The organism is Sphingomonas montanisoli (genome assembly GCF_008274695.1).
Classification (GTDB): Bacteria; Pseudomonadota; Alphaproteobacteria; order Sphingomonadales; family Sphingomonadaceae; genus Rhizorhabdus; species Rhizorhabdus montanisoli.
This window is the reverse complement of record NZ_VTOU01000005.1, coordinates 37,890-55,868: the sequence shown is the minus strand read 5'-3', so window position 1 is coordinate 55,868 and position 17,979 is coordinate 37,890. Positions and strand designations below refer to the sequence as shown.

11 protein-coding genes are annotated in these 17,979 nt (G+C 65.6%); 6 read left to right on the top strand and 5 right to left on the bottom strand.

The genetic code is table 11. From position 1 onward, the window contains the following. Positions 1-13: 13 nt before the first annotated feature. The 6 genes from smc (at position 14) to FYJ91_RS18535 (ending at position 7,729) form a co-directional block, all read left to right on the top strand. The gene (smc, locus tag FYJ91_RS18560; protein ID WP_149523826.1) at positions 14-3,436 is read left to right on the top strand and encodes a chromosome segregation protein SMC; all 3,423 of its coding nucleotides are present in this window, start codon (positions 14-16) and stop codon (positions 3,434-3,436) included. Positions 3,437-3,572: 136 nt separating this feature from the next. Then, a complete protein-coding gene (locus tag FYJ91_RS18555) occupies positions 3,573-4,400 on the top strand; it encodes a GDSL-type esterase/lipase family protein (RefSeq protein WP_246152735.1) in 828 nt (275 codons plus the stop codon). 57 nt (positions 4,401-4,457) lie between these two features. Beyond that, positions 4,458-5,198 carry an SDR family NAD(P)-dependent oxidoreductase gene (locus FYJ91_RS18550; protein ID WP_149523825.1) on the top strand — a complete coding sequence of 247 codons (741 nt, stop codon included), beginning with the start codon at positions 4,458-4,460 and terminating at the stop codon, positions 5,196-5,198. 48 nt (positions 5,199-5,246) lie between these two features. Further along, entirely contained in the window at positions 5,247-5,900 is a 654-nt protein-coding gene (gene fsa, locus FYJ91_RS18545) for a fructose-6-phosphate aldolase (RefSeq protein WP_149523824.1), read from the top strand. 298 nt (positions 5,901-6,198) lie between these two features. Next, positions 6,199-6,759 (top strand): DUF484 family protein, encoded by a 561-nt coding sequence (locus tag FYJ91_RS18540; protein ID WP_127743825.1) that lies wholly within the window; start codon positions 6,199-6,201, stop codon positions 6,757-6,759. Between the two features lie 40 nt (positions 6,760-6,799). Continuing rightward, positions 6,800-7,729, top strand: a complete 930-nt coding sequence (locus tag FYJ91_RS18535) for a tyrosine recombinase XerC (RefSeq protein WP_246152734.1) — start codon at positions 6,800-6,802, stop codon at positions 7,727-7,729. Here the strand turns inward: FYJ91_RS18535 and FYJ91_RS18530 are convergent, their stop codons facing one another. From FYJ91_RS18530 to FYJ91_RS18510, 5 genes are read right to left on the bottom strand one after another with little or no spacing between them, the layout of a single operon-like run. Then, the gene (locus FYJ91_RS18530; RefSeq protein ID WP_149523823.1) at positions 7,730-8,242 is read right to left on the bottom strand and encodes a hypothetical protein; all 513 of its coding nucleotides are present in this window, start codon (positions 8,240-8,242) and stop codon (positions 7,730-7,732) included. Between the two features lie 29 nt (positions 8,243-8,271). Next, positions 8,272-12,483, bottom strand: a complete 4,212-nt coding sequence (locus FYJ91_RS18525) for a multiheme c-type cytochrome (RefSeq protein ID WP_149523822.1) — start codon at positions 12,481-12,483, stop codon at positions 8,272-8,274. An 8-nt stretch (positions 12,484-12,491) separates the two neighbouring features. Continuing rightward, positions 12,492-14,363 (bottom strand): hypothetical protein, encoded by a 1,872-nt coding sequence (locus FYJ91_RS18520; protein WP_425474074.1) that lies wholly within the window; start codon positions 14,361-14,363, stop codon positions 12,492-12,494. Between the two features lie 9 nt (positions 14,364-14,372). Beyond that, entirely contained in the window at positions 14,373-16,478 is a 2,106-nt protein-coding gene (locus tag FYJ91_RS18515) for a heme-binding protein (protein WP_149523820.1), read from the bottom strand. Continuing rightward, positions 16,475-17,869 carry a cytochrome c family protein gene (locus FYJ91_RS18510; protein ID WP_246152733.1) on the bottom strand — a complete coding sequence of 465 codons (1,395 nt, stop codon included), beginning with the start codon at positions 17,867-17,869 and terminating at the stop codon, positions 16,475-16,477. The genes FYJ91_RS18515 and FYJ91_RS18510 overlap by 4 nt, the downstream gene beginning before the upstream one ends. Between the last annotated feature and the right edge of the window lie 110 nt (positions 17,870-17,979).

Sequence of the window (17,979 nt, the reverse complement as noted above, 5' to 3'; positions counted from 1 at the left end):
CAGACCGGCCGCGATGAGGATCAGGAAGCTTCGCCTTTCGGGTTTCAAGAGCTTCGTCGAGCCGGCCGAGCTGATCATCGAACGCGGGCTGACGGGTATCGTCGGCCCCAATGGCTGCGGCAAATCCAACCTGCTCGAAGCCATTCGGTGGGTGATGGGGGAGGCGAGCCCCAAGTCGCTGCGCGGCGGCGGCATGGAAGATGTGATCTTCGCGGGCACGGCGACCCGCCCGTCGCGCGATTTTGCCGAAGTCACGATCTTCACAGAACGCCCCGACGCGACCGACGACCAGGATCGCGAGGTCGAGGTCACCCGCCGGATCGAGCGTGGCGCGGGTTCCGCCTATCGCATGAACGGGCGCGACGTGCGCGCGAAGGATGTCGGCCTGATGTTCGCCGACGCCGCGACCGGCGCGCATTCGCCAGCTCTCGTCAGTCAGGGGCGCATTGCCGCCGTCATCGCCGCCAAGCCGCATGAGCGGCGCCAGATGCTTGAGGAGGCGGCAGGCATCGCCGGCCTTCACGTCCGCCGCAAGGATGCCGAGCAGAAATTGCGCGCGACCGAGACGAACCTCGCGCGGCTCGACGAAATATTGTCCGACATGGAGGCGCGGACGTCCACCCTGCGGCGGCAGGCGCGGCAGGCGGAACGCTATCGCGCGTTGAGTGAGCAAATCCGGCTCGCCGAAGGGCGGCTCATCTTCTCGCGGTGGCGCGACGCGGCGGCGGCGGCTGAGGCGGCGAAGAAGGAAGCGCAGGCAGCCGAGGCCAAAGTCACCGAGGCTGCGGAGGCCCAGCGCGATACTGCCGCAAAGCAGGCGTTGGCCGTGACCGCAGTTGCCGATGCGCGGGCGGCGGCACAGGCGGCGCGCGATCGGTCGACCGAACTCGCGCATCGGCTCGCTTCACTGTCAGGCGAGCGCGACGGCGTGGTGCGGCGGATCGCCGAGATCGGGCAGCAGCGCGAAACGCTGGCGCGCGATCGGGCGCGTGAGGACCGGCTCGCGATCGATGCGGCCGCCGCGCTCTCGGCGCTCGCCGAGGAGGACAAGACGCTGACCCAGCGGCTCGCCGAATCGCACGCGCGGCAGGCATCGGTCGATGCGCAGGTCCGTGATGCCGAGGCGATGGCGCGTGAGGCCGAGCTCGCGGTCGCCAAGGCGCAGGCCGCGCACGCCGCCGAACAGGCCGATCTGCGCGTCGCCCAGGCAAATGTCGCCGCGATGCGCGCGCGTCACGATCGCGCGCAGGCCGAACTGAACCGGGTGTTGCGTGAGATCGAAGGGCTTGGTGGCGAAGCGCCGCTCATCGCGCGCCGTGACGCCGCGATCGAAGCGCGCCAGTCGTCCGAACGCGCCATCGCTGCCGCCCTCGCGGCCGTGGCACAGGGCGAGGAAGCCCGCGCCACGGCCGCTGCCGAGCGCGATACAGCCGAGGAAGTTGGCGGCGCCGCGCGAGCGGGCCTCGCAACGCTCGAATCCGAAGCGCGCTCTTTGGAGAAAGCATTGGGTTCGGGCGGCGGCGGGCATCGCGTTCTCGATCGCCTGCGCGTTGATCCGGGCTACGAACATGCGCTCGCGGCCGCGCTGGGCGACGACCTCGAAGCACCTGTCGGGGGGGAAGGGGCTTTGCGCTGGATCGGTGCAGATGCTGCCGATGATCCGGCGCTGCCTGCCGGTGTCGATCCGCTTGCCACGCACGTTGCGGCACCGGCCGAACTGGCGCGCCGGCTCTCGCAGATCGGCGTCGTCGATACAGATGACGGCGCGATGTCTCTCGCGACCGGCCAGCGGCTCGTCACGCGCGACGGGAAGATGCGCCGATGGGACGGTTTTGTCGCGCTGGAGGCGGGCGCGGCGGCGGCCGAGAGGCTGCTGCGGATCAACCGTCTCGATGAACTCAACGCCGCGCTTCCGGCCGCGCGCGAGGCGCTGGAATCCGCGCAGGCTGCGCTGGCTGCGGCGGGCGGGAAGATCGGCGCAGCAAAGACCGCAATCGATGCAGGCCGCGCCGATCTGTCGCGCGCCGAAAATGCCCAGCGCGGTGCGATCCGTGACGAGGATCAGGCGACGGCCGCGATCGAGCGCCTCGCCGCCCAACGTTCGGCGCTTGGTGACCGAGAGGGGCGTGCGAAGGCGGAAGCCAGCGAGGCAGGGCAGGCGGTCGAGGCCGCGATGGCCGCGATGCTGGCGCTGCCGGACGGCGAAAAGTCGCGCGCCGAGGCGGAGCGTTTGCGTGCCGGTGCGGAGGCTGCGCGGTCGACTCTGTTCGAAGCGCGGGGCGCATCGATGACGATCGCGCAGGCGGCGTCGGCCGACGCCCAGCGCCAGCAGGCGGCGCGCGCCGAGGCGAAAAGCTGGAAGGCGCGCGCGGGCGATGCCGCCGGCCGGATTGCCGAAATGGACGCCCGCGCCACCGCGATCGAGACCGAGAGCAGGAGCCTGGAAGGACGACCCGAAGCGTTGAACGGCCTGATCGAAAAGCTTCGATCGGATTCGAGCAACGCCGAGCAAGCCTATAAAAATACTGCCGAAGCGGAGCGTGCGGCGGATGCGCAGCTGCGCACGTCCGAAGCCGCGGCCGCGCAGGCGGGCGAACGCCTTGCCGAAGCGCGCGAACAGCGCGCGGGCGCGCAGGCACGCGCCGAAAATCAGGAGCTGCGCCGGGTCGAGATGGGCCGCATTTCGGGCGAGCGCTTCGAATGCCCCGCGCCTGTCCTCCCCGAAAAGCTGGGCTTTGCGAGCTCCGATGTCGCCGACGGCCCAACCGAATCCGCGCGACTCGACCGGCTGACGCTCGACCGCGAGCGGATCGGCCCGGTCAATCTCGTCGCCGAAACCGAACTCGCCGAACTCGAAGCCACTCAGGCCACGAGCGCGGTCGAGCGCGACGAATTGCAGGAAGCCATCCATCGCCTGCGCGGATCGATTGGCAGCCTCAACCGCGAGGGCCGCACCCGCCTGCTTGCCGCGTTCGAAGCGGTCGACCAGCATTTTCGTCGCCTGTTCACGACTCTGTTCGCGGGCGGCGAGGCGCATCTGGCTTTGATCGACAGCGATGATCCACTTGAGGCCGGCCTCGAGATCATGGCGCAGCCGCCAGGCAAGAAGCTCGGCTCGCTGACCTTGCTGTCGGGCGGTGAGCAGGCGCTGACCGCGGTTGCCTTGATCTTCGCCCTGTTCCTCACCAATCCCGCGCCGATCTGCGTCCTTGACGAGGTCGATGCGCCGCTCGACGACGCCAATATTGAGCGCTTCTGTGACCTGCTGATCGCGATGACGCAGGAAACCGACACCCGCTACCTGATCGTCACCCACAATGCGGTGACGATGAGCCGCATGCACCGCCTGTTCGGGGTGACGATGGTCGAACGCGGGGTTAGTCGCCTCGTGTCGGTCGATTTGGGCGGCGCCGAGCAACTGCTGGCGGCGGAGTAGCCACGCAATCCTCCCCCGCCAGGGGAGGTGTCAGCTTTAGCTGACGGAGGGGGAGGGCGAAGACCAACTAGCGTTTCGTGTCCTCCCCCTCCGTCGCCTTCGGCGCCACCTCCTCTGGCCGGGGGAGGATTGAGGGTTGGGAAGTGTTCACGACGATACTGTTTCAACCTTCGAAACCCGCTATAAGCCCAACATCCAACAGGGTGAGGCGATGATCGAGCGGCTTCTTGCAGGGCTGGCGATTGCAGGACTGATGACGGTGGCTGCGCAGGCCGCCGCTCCCGATGTGCCGCCCGCGCCTGGCATCACGATTTCGCCGCCTGCCGATCCCTTCGCGCGTTTTGCGACCGAGATCAAAGCGTTCGAGCGCGCCGATGCCCAGTTCGATGCGATGGCCGACGAGACGATGTTCGTCGGTAGTTCGAGCATCCGCCTGTGGGATATCTCGCACAGCTTCCCCAGCCATACCGCGCTCAACCGCGGCTTCGGCGGCGCGACGACGCCCGACGTACTCCATTATTACGAACAGGTGGTGGGGGATCACGATCCGGCCACCGTCGTCGTTTATGTCGGTGAGAATGACATCGCCGCCGGCGCCGAACCCGTGCAGGTCATCCGTGATGTCAGCAAGCTGCTGGCCCGTATTCGCGCGGACGAGCCCAATGCTCGCATCGTCTATCTGTCGATGAAGCCCAGCCCGAGCCGCTGGGAGCTTTGGGACGAGATGGTCGAGGTCAACCGCGCGATGGCCGCGCGGGCAGGGCAGGCCGCGGGCTTCGACTATCTTGATGTCGCGAGCGCGATGCTGACCAAGGAAGGCAAGCCTGACGCGGGCCTGTTCGGCCTCGACGGCCTCCACATGAACGCGCGTGGTTATGCCGTCTGGACCGGCGCCGTCGAGGCGTGGCTCAAGGCGCCGCGAAACGCCCGCCCGATCGAAAGCGCGACGCGCACCACCTCCTGATCTTGCCGTTCGGCAGAAAAACGATGATGTCTCGGTTATAAAGGCCGAGGAGGGGTGATGCGATATTCGGGCAAGACCGTGATGATCACGGGTGGCGCGCAGGGCATTGGCGAGGCGGCGGCGCGCGGCTTCGTTCAGGAAGGGGCGGCGGCGGTGATCGCCGATCTCGATATCGACCGGGCGACGGCGCTGGCCGCCGATCTGGGGCGTGCGATCGCGGTGCGGGTGGACGTGCGCGATCGTGAGGCGATCGATGCGTGCGTCGCGGCGGCGGATGCGGCGTTCGGCGGGGTCGATGTCCTGATCAACTGCGCGGCGCTCCACAATTTTACTTATGGGCAGCCGACGCTGAAGCTCGATATCGCGAAGTGGCGCGACATGCTCGACGTCAATGTCGTCGGCATCGTCAATGCGGTCGCGGCGGCGCAACCGTCCATGCAGCGGCGGGGCGGGGGCGTGGTCGTCAATCTCGCCAGCATCAATGCCTATATCGGGCTGAGCGCCTATGGCGTGTCGAAACTGGCGGTGCGTGGCCTGACTTCGGCGATGGCGGGGGAACTGGCGCCCGACAATATCCGCGTCGTCGGCATCGCACCGGGCATGGTGGATTCGGAATCTGTGATGGCCGAACTGCCCCAGCATCATCGCGACGCGCTGATCAACCAGATGCAGCTGATCAAGCGGCAGGGGCGGCGCGAGGATATCGTCAACGCCTTCCTGTTCTTCTGCTCCGATCAGGCGAGCTTCATCACCGGGGAGACGATCATCATCGGCGGCGGCTACCCCGCTTTGCCGTAAGGCCGTGCTGCCCTATAGCGCGCGCAGATTCGCATCCTGGAGGCATATATGAAGTTCTTCGTCGACACGGCCGACACCACAGACATCGCCGAAATGGCAGCCACCGGGCTGCTTGATGGCGTGACCACCAATCCTTCGCTGATCGCCAAGTCGGGCCGCAAGTTCGTCGAAGTCATTGCCGAGATCTGCGATCTCACCGACGGGCCCGTTTCGGCCGAGGTGGTCGCGCTCGATCACGCGACGATGATGAAGGAAGCCGAAGTTCTCCGGAAGATCGCCGACAATGTCTGCATCAAGGTGCCGCTGACGATCGACGGGCTCAAGACCTGCAAGGCGCTGTCGGATGACGGCACGATGGTCAACGTCACGCTCTGCTTCTCGGCGAACCAGGCGCTGCTGGCCGGCAAGGCGGGCGCGGCCTTCATCTCGCCCTTCGTCGGTCGTCACGATGATATCGGTTTCGACGGCATGGATCTGATCGCCGACATCCGCCAGATCTACGATAATTACGATTTCGGCACCGAAATCCTGGTCGCGAGCGTCCGCCACCCCGTTCATATCCTGCAGGCGGCCAAGATCGGCGCCGACGTGATGACCGCGCCGCCCTCCGTCATCAAGGCGCTGTTCAACCATCCGCTGACCGAGAAGGGCATTGCCGGCTTCATGGCCGATTGGGCCAAGACCGGTCAGTCGATTCTTTGATTTAGCCCTCAGACGCCGGGCGGCGGGCATCCGCCCGCCTTGGCTTCGCGCCAATAAGGCGCGGCGGCCGTTCGGCCTTGCGGAGCCTGCGGCTCCGTTGGTTCTCTTCGTCATTGCGAGGAGCCGGAGGCGACGCGGCAATCCATTCCGCAGTTCGGAGTGGATTGCTTCGCTACGCTACGCTCGCAATGACGAAGGGTGTAGCGAGCGTTGCACCTTCGCCACGCGATCCCCCCTATCAATCGACGTCACCGTTAAGCCATTGCCTGTTAACCATTCCGGCGTAGAATCCGCCCTCATGGGAAGCGTGATCGATTTCGAGGGCGGGGCGGTGGCCTCGATGCGGCGCAGGGTCGCGGAGGTGGAGGAGGCGAATCAGGATCTGATCGCCTTTGCGCGCGGCCATTCGGGTGCGGTCTCGTCTATCCATCAGGCGGTGATCGCCGCGACCGACGCCAACGGCCTCGATCATCTCATCCACATCGTGACGCAGTTGTGGCCCGACATTCTCGGACTCGATGCCGTGTCGGTCGCTTTGTTCGCTGGCGACAAGGGGCTGCGCGCCGATGCTTCGGGGATGCAGTTCGTCGAACGTCGCATCGTCGAGAAGTCGGTGGCCGATATCGAAGGCGTGGTGATGCGCGGAGTCGAGCGCGGTCATCCGTTGTTCGGCCCGGCTTCCGAACTGATCCGCGCCGAGGCTTTGATCCGCCTGACCGCCGAAGCGCCGCTGCCCGGTGGCGTCCTCGCGCTCGGCCAGCGTCGTCCGCAGGGTTTCGATACGCGCGCGGGTTCCGAATTGCTGGGCTTCCTCGGCGCGATGCTTTCGCGCATGATCGGGCGGTGGCTGCTTCCCTGAAGCATTTTCCTCGGAAAATGCGACCAACAAAGGACAAGGCATGATGGGCGATTTGAAAAAATCGTCCAGAGGGCCGACATTAGACGTTCATCCGGCGCGCCTCGTGGCCGCCGAATGGGCCGATCATTTGCGCCGCGACCGGCGGCGTTCCGAACACACCGTCCGCGCTTATGCGGCGACCGCGCATCGGCTGATCGCATTCCTCGGCCGGCATCGTGGACAGATCATCGATGGCGATCTGATCGCGGGGCTCGATAAGGGCGATCTGCGTGCCTTCCTGGCCGAGCGGCGTGGGGAGGGGCTTGCGAACGTCTCCGCCGCGCGGGAGCTTTCCGCCGTGCGCGCCTTCCTCGACTTTGCGGGCGGCAAGGCGCGCGTGAAGGGACCGCGCATCAAGAAGGGCGTGCCGCGCCCCGTCACCCCCGCGGATATCGCCGCGATCGCCGAGGATGCGGCCGAAAGCGCCGCCGAACCTTGGATCGCCGCACGCGATGAGGCGGTGCTGCTGCTGCTCTACGGCGCGGGCCTGCGCATCGGCGAGGCGGTGGGCCTGACCGGCGACGCGCTGCCGCTGGGCGATCGTCTGTCGGTGACGGGCAAGCGCGGCAAGACGCGGATCGTGCCTTTGCTCCCGCCGGTGCGCGAGGCGGTCGAGCGTTATGCCGCGCTCTGCCCCTATGGCTATGCCGATAACGAAATCCTGTTCCGCGGCGCCAAGGGCGGCCCGCTCGCCCCCGACCTCATCCGCCGTGCCGTCCGCGCCGCGCGTGTTCGGTTAGGTCTGGACGGCCGCACCACCCCCCACGCTCTCCGCCACAGCTTCGCGACGCACCTGTTGGGGCGGGGGGCTGATCTGCGTTCGCTCCAGGAACTGCTCGGCCATGCGAGCCTGTCCTCGACGCAGGTCTATACGGGCGTCGATGCGGCGCATCTGATGGACGTGTATCGCAACGCGCACCCGCGGGCGTGATTACGACGCCGCGCTAGGATCGATCGCCGCGCTGACAAAGTTGTCATCGAGATTGTCGCTTGGGTGTGTTTCCAGCCGAGCTTCGCCGCCGAACTCGAAGATAACGATACCTGCTCGACTTGTAACAATACGCTGACCAGCGCAGCCAGAGCAGGCCAACTTGTAAGACGCCGGCGGAGCGAGACGTATGCCGATCTTCGCTACGGCGCTTAAGGGTATGGTTGCCAAGACATAGGTATCGATCTTTGTCGGCGACTGGATCACCGCAACTACCCGCGCGCTCTGCTCGCGGGCATTCACCAGGATGCGGGCTTCGTCGATAACGCCGTCAACGTTGAAATCTGCCGACACCTGCAAGAAACCGCCGGGATCGAGCCGCCTGCTTTCGAAGTTAGGTGTACCTTCTAGAGTATCGATCGATACTTCAGAATAGCCCATCGCTGTGAACGCAATGGGAGGAAACGGGCCTGCCAACGCGCCATTACCGGCAATACAGGCCCATGCGACGGCCATACATCGGGCTATCATCGCCAGCGACTTCGTCACCGCCGCCGCGCGGTCGCCGATCCGCTAGCCTTCGCCGGGAGCCAGTCCGCGAAGGTCGGCGTGTCGCTGACCTTCCACGGGACGCCGCGGCTGTCGAGGAACAGCTTTTCCATCTCGCTGCGGTGGAACGGGCGTGAACCCAAGCGGCCGAAGATCGCGATCTGGTTGCCGCTTTCGTCGACGCCGCGATCGCGATCGAGACCCTTCGACAAAGCGAGTGCGGGGGAGGTGGTCTTGACCCAGGCGATCAGTTCGGGCTTGGGCGCGGGCGAGAAGCCGTAGAAATTGGGCTGGCTGTCCGGGCTGGTCAGCTGGATCACCTTCAGGCCGTTCCGCCCGTCCGCGACATAAGCGAAGAGCGAGGCGTTGGTGGTGCCGACGATCACGTCCTCGGCATCGTTCAGCTTACCGTCGAAGCCGACCTTCATGTACAGCTGCGGCGCCAGCGGCTTGCGGATGTCGACGATGACGAGGCCGTCATTCTTCGCCGCGACATAGGCATAGGTGCGCGCCAGATAGACGCGGCGCGCATCGGCCAGCGGGAAGACCGCCGGGGTCAGCACCGGCTTGTCGAGATGCGTCACGTCGATGAGTTGCAGCCCCTCGGCGGTCGTCACCCACAGATAGCGGAACTGGAGCGCCGAGGCGCGGGCGTCGCGCAGCGGCACCGTCGCGGCCAGCTTCGGCCGGATCGGATCGCTGATGTCGACCACGACCATGCCCGCATCCGCCGCGATATAGGCATAGTTGCCGCCGATCGTGATGTGGCGCGCACCCTTGAGCACGTTGCCATCGTTCCAGGTCGCCGAACGCTTCAGGAAGTTGTTGCGCGGATCGCCATCGGCCAGCGTTTCGACATTGACGACGATCAGCCCTTCTTCCGAGTCCGTGACGAAGGCGTAGCGATACAGCTCCGCCATCTTCTGTTCCTGGTTCTCGGGGTAGAACTTCGTGATCTGATCGTTGCGCTGGGTGCTGATCGCCTGGCCGGTGGGCAGCGCCATGCAGGTCGCGTTCTTCGACTTGACCGTGGTGTTGTGGCCGAGCGGGGAGAAGGGCGCGGTCAGGATGCGCTGCGACGTGCCCTTGTTGGCGATCGACGCGACGTCATAGACCTCGAACCCGCCACGCCCCTGCGCGGTGAAGATATATTCGCCGCGCAGCTGCAGGCAGCGTGCTGCATCGGGGGTCGGATGCGTGGTGTTGGCGAACTCCTCGATCGAGTCATCCTCGCCCGAGAATTTGTCGCCGAAGCGGGTGCCGCGCTTCCACTCGATCAGCTCGCGATTATGGTCCTGATGCGCCTTATACCAGTCGGGATAGGCGTACTTATGCAGGTAGCTGCCGATCACGGCCTGCGGCTCGCTCCATTCGGTCACGCGCACCGCCTCGATGCCATGTTCCAGCCCGGTCCAGGCGTTCATGCCGACGAAGTTCACGAAGTTGGTGCCCAGCACCATCAGCTGCGCCATGACGGCATTGTTGTCGTCATTCGCGCTGAGATGGCAGTCGGTGCAGGTCTTCGTCTCGGTCTTGCGCACGGTATGCGGGAAGTGCGGGGCGAAGGCCTGGCTCGAATAGCCCGCCGACGAGATGGGCGGCTGCTGGATATAGATGCGCTCGCGGTTGATGTTGGTCGACGAGAGGACCAGCGCCGAGGTGGAGCGGATCGGGGCGACGATATTGCCCTTCGTGGTCTGATGCCGGCCGATCTGGAACATCTCATCGCGCGCGACCTGCGGGTTGTAGGTCGCGAAGTTGCGGCTTTCGATGCCGTCATATTTGTGGCCGGTCGTCTTCCAGTTCGCCTCGATCGGCAGGTGGCAGCCGCCGCACGACGTGGTCCACGACAGGTGGCAGGTGAAGCAGGCCATATTGTCTTCGGTATGCGCGCGCTCCGACTTGGGAACGCCCGGACCCCAATCGAATTTGCCGGTCTGCGCGCCGAGCTTCGACACCAGCTTGGCGCGGGCGGCGAGCGGATTGAAGTGGCTGCTGCCGCGATCGACCGACTGGGCGACCAGCGAAACCTTCCACTCGATCTTGGGATCGACCAGCGAACGCTGGATCAGGGTGCGTTCGCCACCCGCCTCGGTCACCCACTCGAAGCGGCGCTTGCCGTCGGGGTTGCGCAGGAGGGCGAGGTTGGTGCCGCCCGGACGCGCAGCCGGACCCGAGGTCAGCAGGGTGGGCAACGCGTCGGCGGTGCCGTGGCAGTCCTTACACCCGATCTCGATCGCGTTGGCGACTTCGCCATACATGAAGCCGCTTCCGTGGCTGTCCTGCGCGAAGTGGCAATCGGCGCACTGCATGCCCTTTTCGGCATGGATGTCCATCATGTGGACCGCCTTGCCCTTCTGCTCGCCGACGGGGGCGAATTCGCCCATGCCGTGCTTGCGGAATTTCTCCGGATCGTTCGGATCAATGATGTGGGCCGTCTCGGTCCCGTTCGTCGACATCTTGCCCCAGGCATCGAGCAGATTGCCATCGCGATCGCGCTTGTAGATCGCGCGGAAGTTCCAGCCGTGGCCGTGATAGTCGGCGAACTGCGTATCCTTGGCCTTCGGATTCACGTCGTCATAGACGCGGCGCAGGAAATCGACGTCGGACCATTTGCCGATCGCGGCCGCGGCCTCCGGGTTGCGATCGATCACCGCGAAACGCTCGGCCGCGGTCGGATATTTCTGCTTGGCCGGCCACATCAACGGCGCGTCGGACTCATAGTCCCACATCGTGTAGCCGAGATAGCTGTTCAGGAAGATGTTGGGCTGGTGCATGTGGCAATTCATGCACTGCGCGGTTGGGATGGCGCGCGTGAAGGCGTGCTGGATCGGGTGACCCTTCTCCTTCACCGCGCCGACCGGGTGTGCGGGCGTCGCGTGATCGCCGTGCGCCGTGACGTTGCCGTGGCCCTTCTCGGCCGGCTCATGGCCTTTGGCCGACGCATGGGCATCGTCTTCATGACCACCTTTGGCGCCATGCTCGGCAGCGCCGCCATGGCCACCGCCCTCGTGATGATCGAGTTCGGGGCGCTCGACGAGGTCGCGGATCGTCGGATCGACCGTCGCGGTCTGTCCGTCGCGGCCATATTTGGCGTAGATCAGGCTGTGGGTCGGCTCGCGATCGTTCGCATAGACGACGTGGCAGCCCGCGCAGCCCGAATGGCGATAATCGCCGGGCTGGTCGTTGGTGCCCAAGAACCACATGAACGGATCGTTGAGACGCGTCTTGTGGATGTTGAGCACGGGGATTGCAGTGCGCAGGCCGGTGCCGGGGCCGCGGTTCGACTGTTTCAGGTCGGGCCGGCCGGGCTCCTCGAGGCGCTGGATGCTGCCCGACGGATTGGGCAGGCCGATTTCGGAGAACTGGCTGCTGATCACGCGGCCGCCGCGTTCGAACACCCGGAAGATGTCGGCCGGCGGAATGACGTGCCAGGTCGGCAGCGGATAGAAGATGGGCAGGGCGCCGCGCGCCTTCTGTTCGGGCGTGACGGTTCCGATCGCGGTGCCGACGCCCGGCGACTTCAGGATCGCGGGTTCGCCACGCGCGGTGTACGCCTCACCGAAGCTGTAATTCTTATACGGCAAAATACCGTTATTATAGGCCGCACCGCCCCACAGCATCGCGCCTGTCGCCATTAGCGATCGTTCGGCTGCCGTGATGATCTCCATATGGCACGCGCCGCACGCATCGCGCGCCACCCGATAGTCGGACGGGTTCACGAAGCGGATATATTCAGCCGATTCCTTGTTCAGCAGCGTGTAGCTGCGTTTCGGATTGGCCGACGAGGGCCAGCGCCACGCGATCGGATAACGCGGCAGGACGTGCGCCTGATCGCGCGCGGCGACGTAGGTGGGGTCGTTCGGCCCCTTGCTGGGATCGCCCGAAATCTTGTTGTTGCCGCCATGGCAGTCGGTGCAGCTCAGCACCACCGCCTGGCTGTCGTGCATGGTCTTGCGGTCGCTCTGCGTGTGGCAGGACATGCAGCCGGCATTCTTGGCGTCGGCGCCCTGAACGCCGTCATGATCTTCCCAGAACTGGGTGCGGGGGGCAGGCCCGACGCGGACCAGGCTGTAATCGCGCGCGACGGGCTTCTCGCCCTCGTTCGCGGTCAGCGGTGCGGTTGCGAACAAAGTCAGGCACGCCGACAGCGCGACCACGCATCGCGCCGCCCAAGCTACCAGTCCCTGTCGCCCCAAAGTTCGCATCTAACCCCTCAAAACGTCAGGATCGCATTGAAAAGCACAGAATAATAACGCTTCTGGCCCTTCGAGTTGGTGAAGAGATCCTTGAAACCCTTGCCCGGATCGAGCACCGCGCCCGACAGGCGGAACACCGCATTCTGCACCATTGCGGGCCGGTAAACGATCGCGGTCGACAGATCCCAGCCGATAGACTTGGGAATGCTGTCCTCGACGCGCAGCGCCTTCAGCGTCTCGGTGGTCGCGAACCACAGCCGATTGAGTTGCGGCGAGATGCGCAGCTGCGGCAGCACATCGAGATCCGCGCCGACGCCGGCCAGGATCGTGCCCGGATTGTTGAAGTTCGACTGGCCCTGATCCTTCGACGATCGCAGATCGTTGAGCAGGCCGTTGCGCTGGCTGACGTTCACCACGCGCCCACCGCCCGCAAAAGGGATCGACTGGCGGATCCAGTAGCTGGTGTCGGCGCCTGCGAAGACCGGGTTCTCGAAGATCGCGTCGAAACCGGTTTCGGTGTTGTTATACGGCTTCTTGTCGCCGCTGGCGTAGAGGCCCGACAGCTTGAAGCGCATCCAATCGATGTCGTAGCTCAATTCCGCCGCGCCGAAGAAGCCGCGCACCTTCGATTCCCGCGCCGTGAACAGATTGTGGCTGTCACGGCCGAGCAGGCCATAGACGCTGGCCGACAGGTTGAACCGGTTCAGCCGGCCATCGACCGAATAGCCGAGATAATAGGCTTCGTACTTGCGTGGCTTCAGATCGCCCAGCAGCACGGGGACGATCGGGAAGCCGTTGTCGTCGACCTTGATGTCGTTCTCGCGATTGATGTTCGCGGTTGCCGAGACGAGCGAGGTCATGCCCGCGATCGGGAAATCCTGCAGGAACATGTTGCCGAACAGGACGAAATCGTCGCGCGGCATCGTCGTGACGTCGTTCAGGCCGCTGTTCGTGTCCTTCTCGAGCCGCCAGATCGCCGCCAGATTATATTGGAAGCGGTTGTTGTCGCGGTTGCCGAACAGGCGGATGCCCAACTGGTTGTCGTTGAACAGGAAGCCGCGGAAATCCGCCTGGAAGGGCTGGATGCCGATGCGCAGCGAATCGAAATCGTAATGATCCGACTTGTTGCCGAGGTGCTTGTCGATGAAGAGTTCCTGCACACCAACGAACTGGTCGGTGCGGTGGGTCTTCTTCGACGGCTCGACATTCAGGACGCGACGTTCCTGCACGTTCACGTAGTTGACGTTGAAGGCCAGTGTCAGGCGATACTCGATATCTGGCGGCTTATACGCGGTCGATCCTTTGATGAGCGCGACCGATCCGATGAAGGTCTGGGCCGCGACCAGGCTTTCGCCGCGCCCGAACACGCCATTCTGTTGCGGGCGCTCGACGATCTGCCGGCTCGCCGGGGTCGGGAAGTTGCGCGGCTCGACGATCGTGTCGGAGATTCCCGACAGGATGAAGAACCAGTCGTCGCCGTGGATCGGCAGCCAGGACGGGATCTTGTCCTTGGCAATCGGGCGATCGCCCTTCAGGAAATTCTGGTGATAGGGATCCCAGCGCGAATGGCAGACATTCTGGATGCCGATGAAGCCCTTGTCCGGGCACAGCGCCTTGGCCAGACGCCAGCGATCGGGCACCGGAAATTCGTCGCTGTTAAACGCCTCGGGCGGGGGCGGGGCTACCGCCCCGACATTATTCTGGATGATCGGCGCGGGCAGTTCGGCCTGCGCGCCGGGCCGGCGGCGGCCGTCGATCGACTGACCCTGCGCGGGCAGTTCGACGGCTTCCGGAGCGGGAGCAGCCTCGGGCGCCGGCGCCTGCGCGGACGCAACCTCATCCGGCGCGCCGGCGATCAGCGCCACCGCCTGCATCAGGGAGGGGAGCATGTTCGCCATCTACTTGCCCGAACAGATGTCCAGGGTGGCCGAGCTTCCGGCGAACTCCTGCACCGGACACTGCACATAAGGCAGCTTGCCGCCATTGGCCTGCGGGAAGGCGATCTGGCTCGCCCGCATCGCGAGCGGCGCGAGGCCGACGGTCAGCGGACGCTGGCTGCCATTAAAGGTGCCTAGGAACGAGATCATGTCGTCCTGGTCGATGCCGTCGCCGGAAATGCCGATCGCGCCCACCAGCACGTTGCCGCGGAAGATCGGCGTGCCGCCCGGGAAGATCTGGATACCGTTCTGGAGCCGGTTCTGGCTTGTGCCCGAGATCGCCGGCGTGGTGGTGCAACGCTGCGGCGTATCGGTCGCCCCGCCCAGGATGAAGCCGACATGCTGGAGGATGTTCGGGGTGACGAGCGTGCTCTGCAGGCCGACCGAGAAGGGGCTCCACGCCGCGAAGGGGCGCGAAAGGGGGCCGTTCGGCTTGCCGACTTCACCGTCCGGGAAATAGGGGCGGGCGAGCAGGCCCAGCACGCGGGCCGAGACGCCATAGCCACCGGTCAGGATGTTGTTCTGGCCCGTGAAGCTCTGCATCGCCGCAGCATAGCTGGCGACCGACGGGCTGCCTGATACACCCGGATTGGGATTGCCGGTCAGGTCGGCGGAGGCGCGGGGGTTGGAGAAGAACGCCGCCGTCCGGGCTTTCTCGATCGCCACGTCGATGCCGAAGATCGGGGCATCGGGCGACCGTACGACCGCGAGGATCGATCCACGCGTGTCGACGATCGACAACGAGACCTGCGCGCGGCTGTCGTCGGGTTTGCGGATCGCGGCGCGCGCCTTCGCCATCACGAGGAAGGCTTCCTCCTGAATGGCGCGCACTTCGGCGGCGGTCAGCGGCTGTGCGACTTCGGCGGCATCGGTGCCGGCCCGGATCGGGAAGCGATTATTGCCCGATCCGTCGGTCAGGATGAAGGCGTCTGGGTTGGTGACGACGGTACCGGCGCTCCGTTCGGCAGCTGTCGCGGGGCGTATGCCTGAGGCTTCGGTGCCGTAGGTCTGGCCGTCGAGCAAAGCGGCGGCGCCCGTCTGCGCATAATAACCGCGGACCGGAGTCAGACTGCCCAACGTGCCGTTGATCGCGGCGAAGGCGCGCGCGTTGCCCGGATTGCTCCGCAGGCCGTCGGTCGTCGCTTCGCTATAGGCGAGCAGCGTGCCGTCGATCGAAATGCGGTTCGCACGGATCGCGTCGGGCGCTTCGAACCCTGCCGAGCCCGCCAGCGCGATGAACTCGTCGGGATCATTGTCGGCCGCGACCGAATTGCCGTCATAGCTGTACAGCCCGTCGGACATCACGCCGAGTCCGCCGACGACGACACCGTTCTTGTACAGCGGAATGCCGCCCGGATCGGCCGACAGGCCCAGCGGTGAACGCTTCGGGCCGATATTGGCGGCAACCATGCGCTGCAACTGGGTGACGGCGTCCATCAGGAAGCTGCCGCCGGGCGTATAATGCGTGTTCAGGTCCGAACAGGGGGTCGAGCTGAACTGCACGCCGAACAGCGGGCCACTTTCAAGCCCGATCGTGTTGGGCGCCTTGGGGAAATGTTCCTGGACGATGTAGCTCGCCGTACGGGTCGAGAAGGCGTTGCCCGACGAGGAGAGATAGGCACCGGTAACCGCCTTGGCGATGGCGCCGGCGACGAGAACGCTCGCATCGGGCGCGGCGGCGGGCGGACCCTGCACCAGACCTTCAAGGTCACCGCGAGTGACGGTGCGCTCACTCGCCTGGGTGCCGACGGTCAGGATTTTCGGCGCGCCGTTCATTGTGAAAACGCCCAGCACGTTGCCGACACGGTCGGTCACCGCGATCACCGCCGGCTTGCCACGTGCGGCAGCTTCCTCGGTGGACTGCGCGATAATCTTGCCAACGTCGGCGCTCGTCAGGTTCTGCGCGGAAGGTGCGGTGAAGACGCTGCTCGTGATCGTGATGTCGGGCGTTGCCGTCGACGGCGGGGTGCCGCCGTTCGAACTGGACGAACCACCCCCTCCGCCGCCGCAAGAGGCGAGGACGAAGGAAAGCGACGTTACGAACGCGGTAAGCCGGGATACTTTCATCGAAGCGCCCTGATCGAGGCAGCAGCCTGGGAAAGAGCCGAGCGGAATTCCGCCGGCTTATAGTCGTTTGAGTCGTTCACGGCGCGATAGGCGCGATCGATCGATCCGCGCACGCCCTTCGCGCGATCGGCGGTGACATAGCCGTTGTGCACCATCGCATTCAGCAGCGTATCGAGCGCCATCACCGCCTGCACCGATCCTTCATAGTCGGTGAAGCGCGGCGCCGTGACCGGGCCGGCGATCGTATCGACGATCTGGATGATGTCGCCCCGGCCGAAGCTGGCCCGTCCGAAGGCGTCGGCCAGCGACTGCGCGGTCGCGCCCAGCTTCAGGCCCGCCTGCACCGCCGAGGAGCGATCCTTGGCGAGCGCAGCGTGGAACGCCTTGCTGTCGGCATCGAACTTTGCCGCAAGGCCCGGCGCTGCGACCTTCGCCGCCGCCGAGAGCATGATCATGTTCTCGTCGTTGAAGGCGGGCATGCCGGCGGGGATCGGGCGACCGGGGTTCGCGACCCAGCTGACCTTGCCGCCCTTCGGCCCGTCCTGGAACTCGCGGTGGCAGGTCTGGCAGTCGAAGAAGTAAATTTCGGGGAAGACGCCCTGCGTGCCGAGCTTGGCATTCGCATAGAGCGTCACCGCGCGGTTCACCGCGGTCGCCTGGCCGATCGCCCACATCTGCACATTCGAGACGCGGCCCTTGCGGCGGATATAGTCGGCGTCCTCGTCCCAATGCTGCTGGAGCGCGGAGAAGAGGTCGACTTCGAAGGCGACGCGCGGATGGCCCGCCGCCATGATCCGGTGCGACACGAACTGACCGGGCTTGTCGCTGCCGAAGTGGCAGTCGAGGCAGCGTTCGGCGCGAGCGCGCGGCTGATCGAGCGGATAGAGGCCACGCGAGACGTTGGCCGCATGCGTGCCGTTCACGGCATAATGCGAGGAAAGCCACTGGCCTGCACCACCATGGCAGGCTTCGCAGCCGACGCCGTCCGATGTCTGGAAGCTGGCCGCCTTGCCCGTATAGGCCGGATCGGCGTGGCAGCCGAGGCATTCGGGCGCGCTGGTCGCGGGGCCGATGCCCAGCTTGGCGGCGATCGCCTGGCCGCGCGGTTCCGCCAGGACGGCGAAGGCGCGGCTATGGCTACCTGCGGGGCTAGACGGTTCCTGCCAGCGGAGAAGTTCGTCCTGGCGCACGACCTTGCCGGTCGGCTCGCTACGGCCGTGACAGGTCGAACCGGCACATGAAGCGACGCCAACATGCAAAGCGCGCGATGCGGGGGAGGAGGCCGAAGCCTGGGCGCGGTCCGTCCATCCGCCGACCACCGCGAGCGAAATCAACGCGGTCGCGAGAAGTGCACATAGTCCCGCATAGACCAGTGACAGCTTGCCTGACACTCTGCCCCCCAATTCGGCGCTCCCTGTAAAGCTCCGTGCCGGCGCGTAACGATTGACCACCCCTGGTTATCGTTACGCTATTTCCTGACGTTCTTATTGCCAGATACGCA

Excerpts from the sequence above, each read along its gene's own strand:
- smc (WP_149523826.1), top strand. The coding sequence starts at position 14 with ATGAGGATCAGGAAGCTTCGCCTTTCGGGTTTCAAGAGCTTCGTCGAG.
- FYJ91_RS18550 (WP_149523825.1), top strand. The coding sequence starts at position 4,458 with ATGCGATATTCGGGCAAGACCGTGATGATCACGGGTGGCGCGCAGGGC.
- fsa (WP_149523824.1), top strand. The coding sequence starts at position 5,247 with ATGAAGTTCTTCGTCGACACGGCCGACACCACAGACATCGCCGAAATG.
- FYJ91_RS18540 (WP_127743825.1), top strand. The coding sequence starts at position 6,199 with ATGGGAAGCGTGATCGATTTCGAGGGCGGGGCGGTGGCCTCGATGCGG.
- FYJ91_RS18535 (WP_246152734.1), top strand. The coding sequence starts at position 6,800 with ATGATGGGCGATTTGAAAAAATCGTCCAGAGGGCCGACATTAGACGTT.
- FYJ91_RS18530 (WP_149523823.1), bottom strand. The coding sequence starts at position 8,242 with ATGGCCGTCGCATGGGCCTGTATTGCCGGTAATGGCGCGTTGGCAGGC.
- FYJ91_RS18525 (WP_149523822.1), bottom strand. The coding sequence starts at position 12,483 with ATGCGAACTTTGGGGCGACAGGGACTGGTAGCTTGGGCGGCGCGATGC.
- FYJ91_RS18520 (WP_425474074.1), bottom strand. The coding sequence starts at position 14,363 with ATGCTCCCCTCCCTGATGCAGGCGGTGGCGCTGATCGCCGGCGCGCCG.
- FYJ91_RS18515 (WP_149523820.1), bottom strand. The coding sequence starts at position 16,478 with ATGAAAGTATCCCGGCTTACCGCGTTCGTAACGTCGCTTTCCTTCGTC.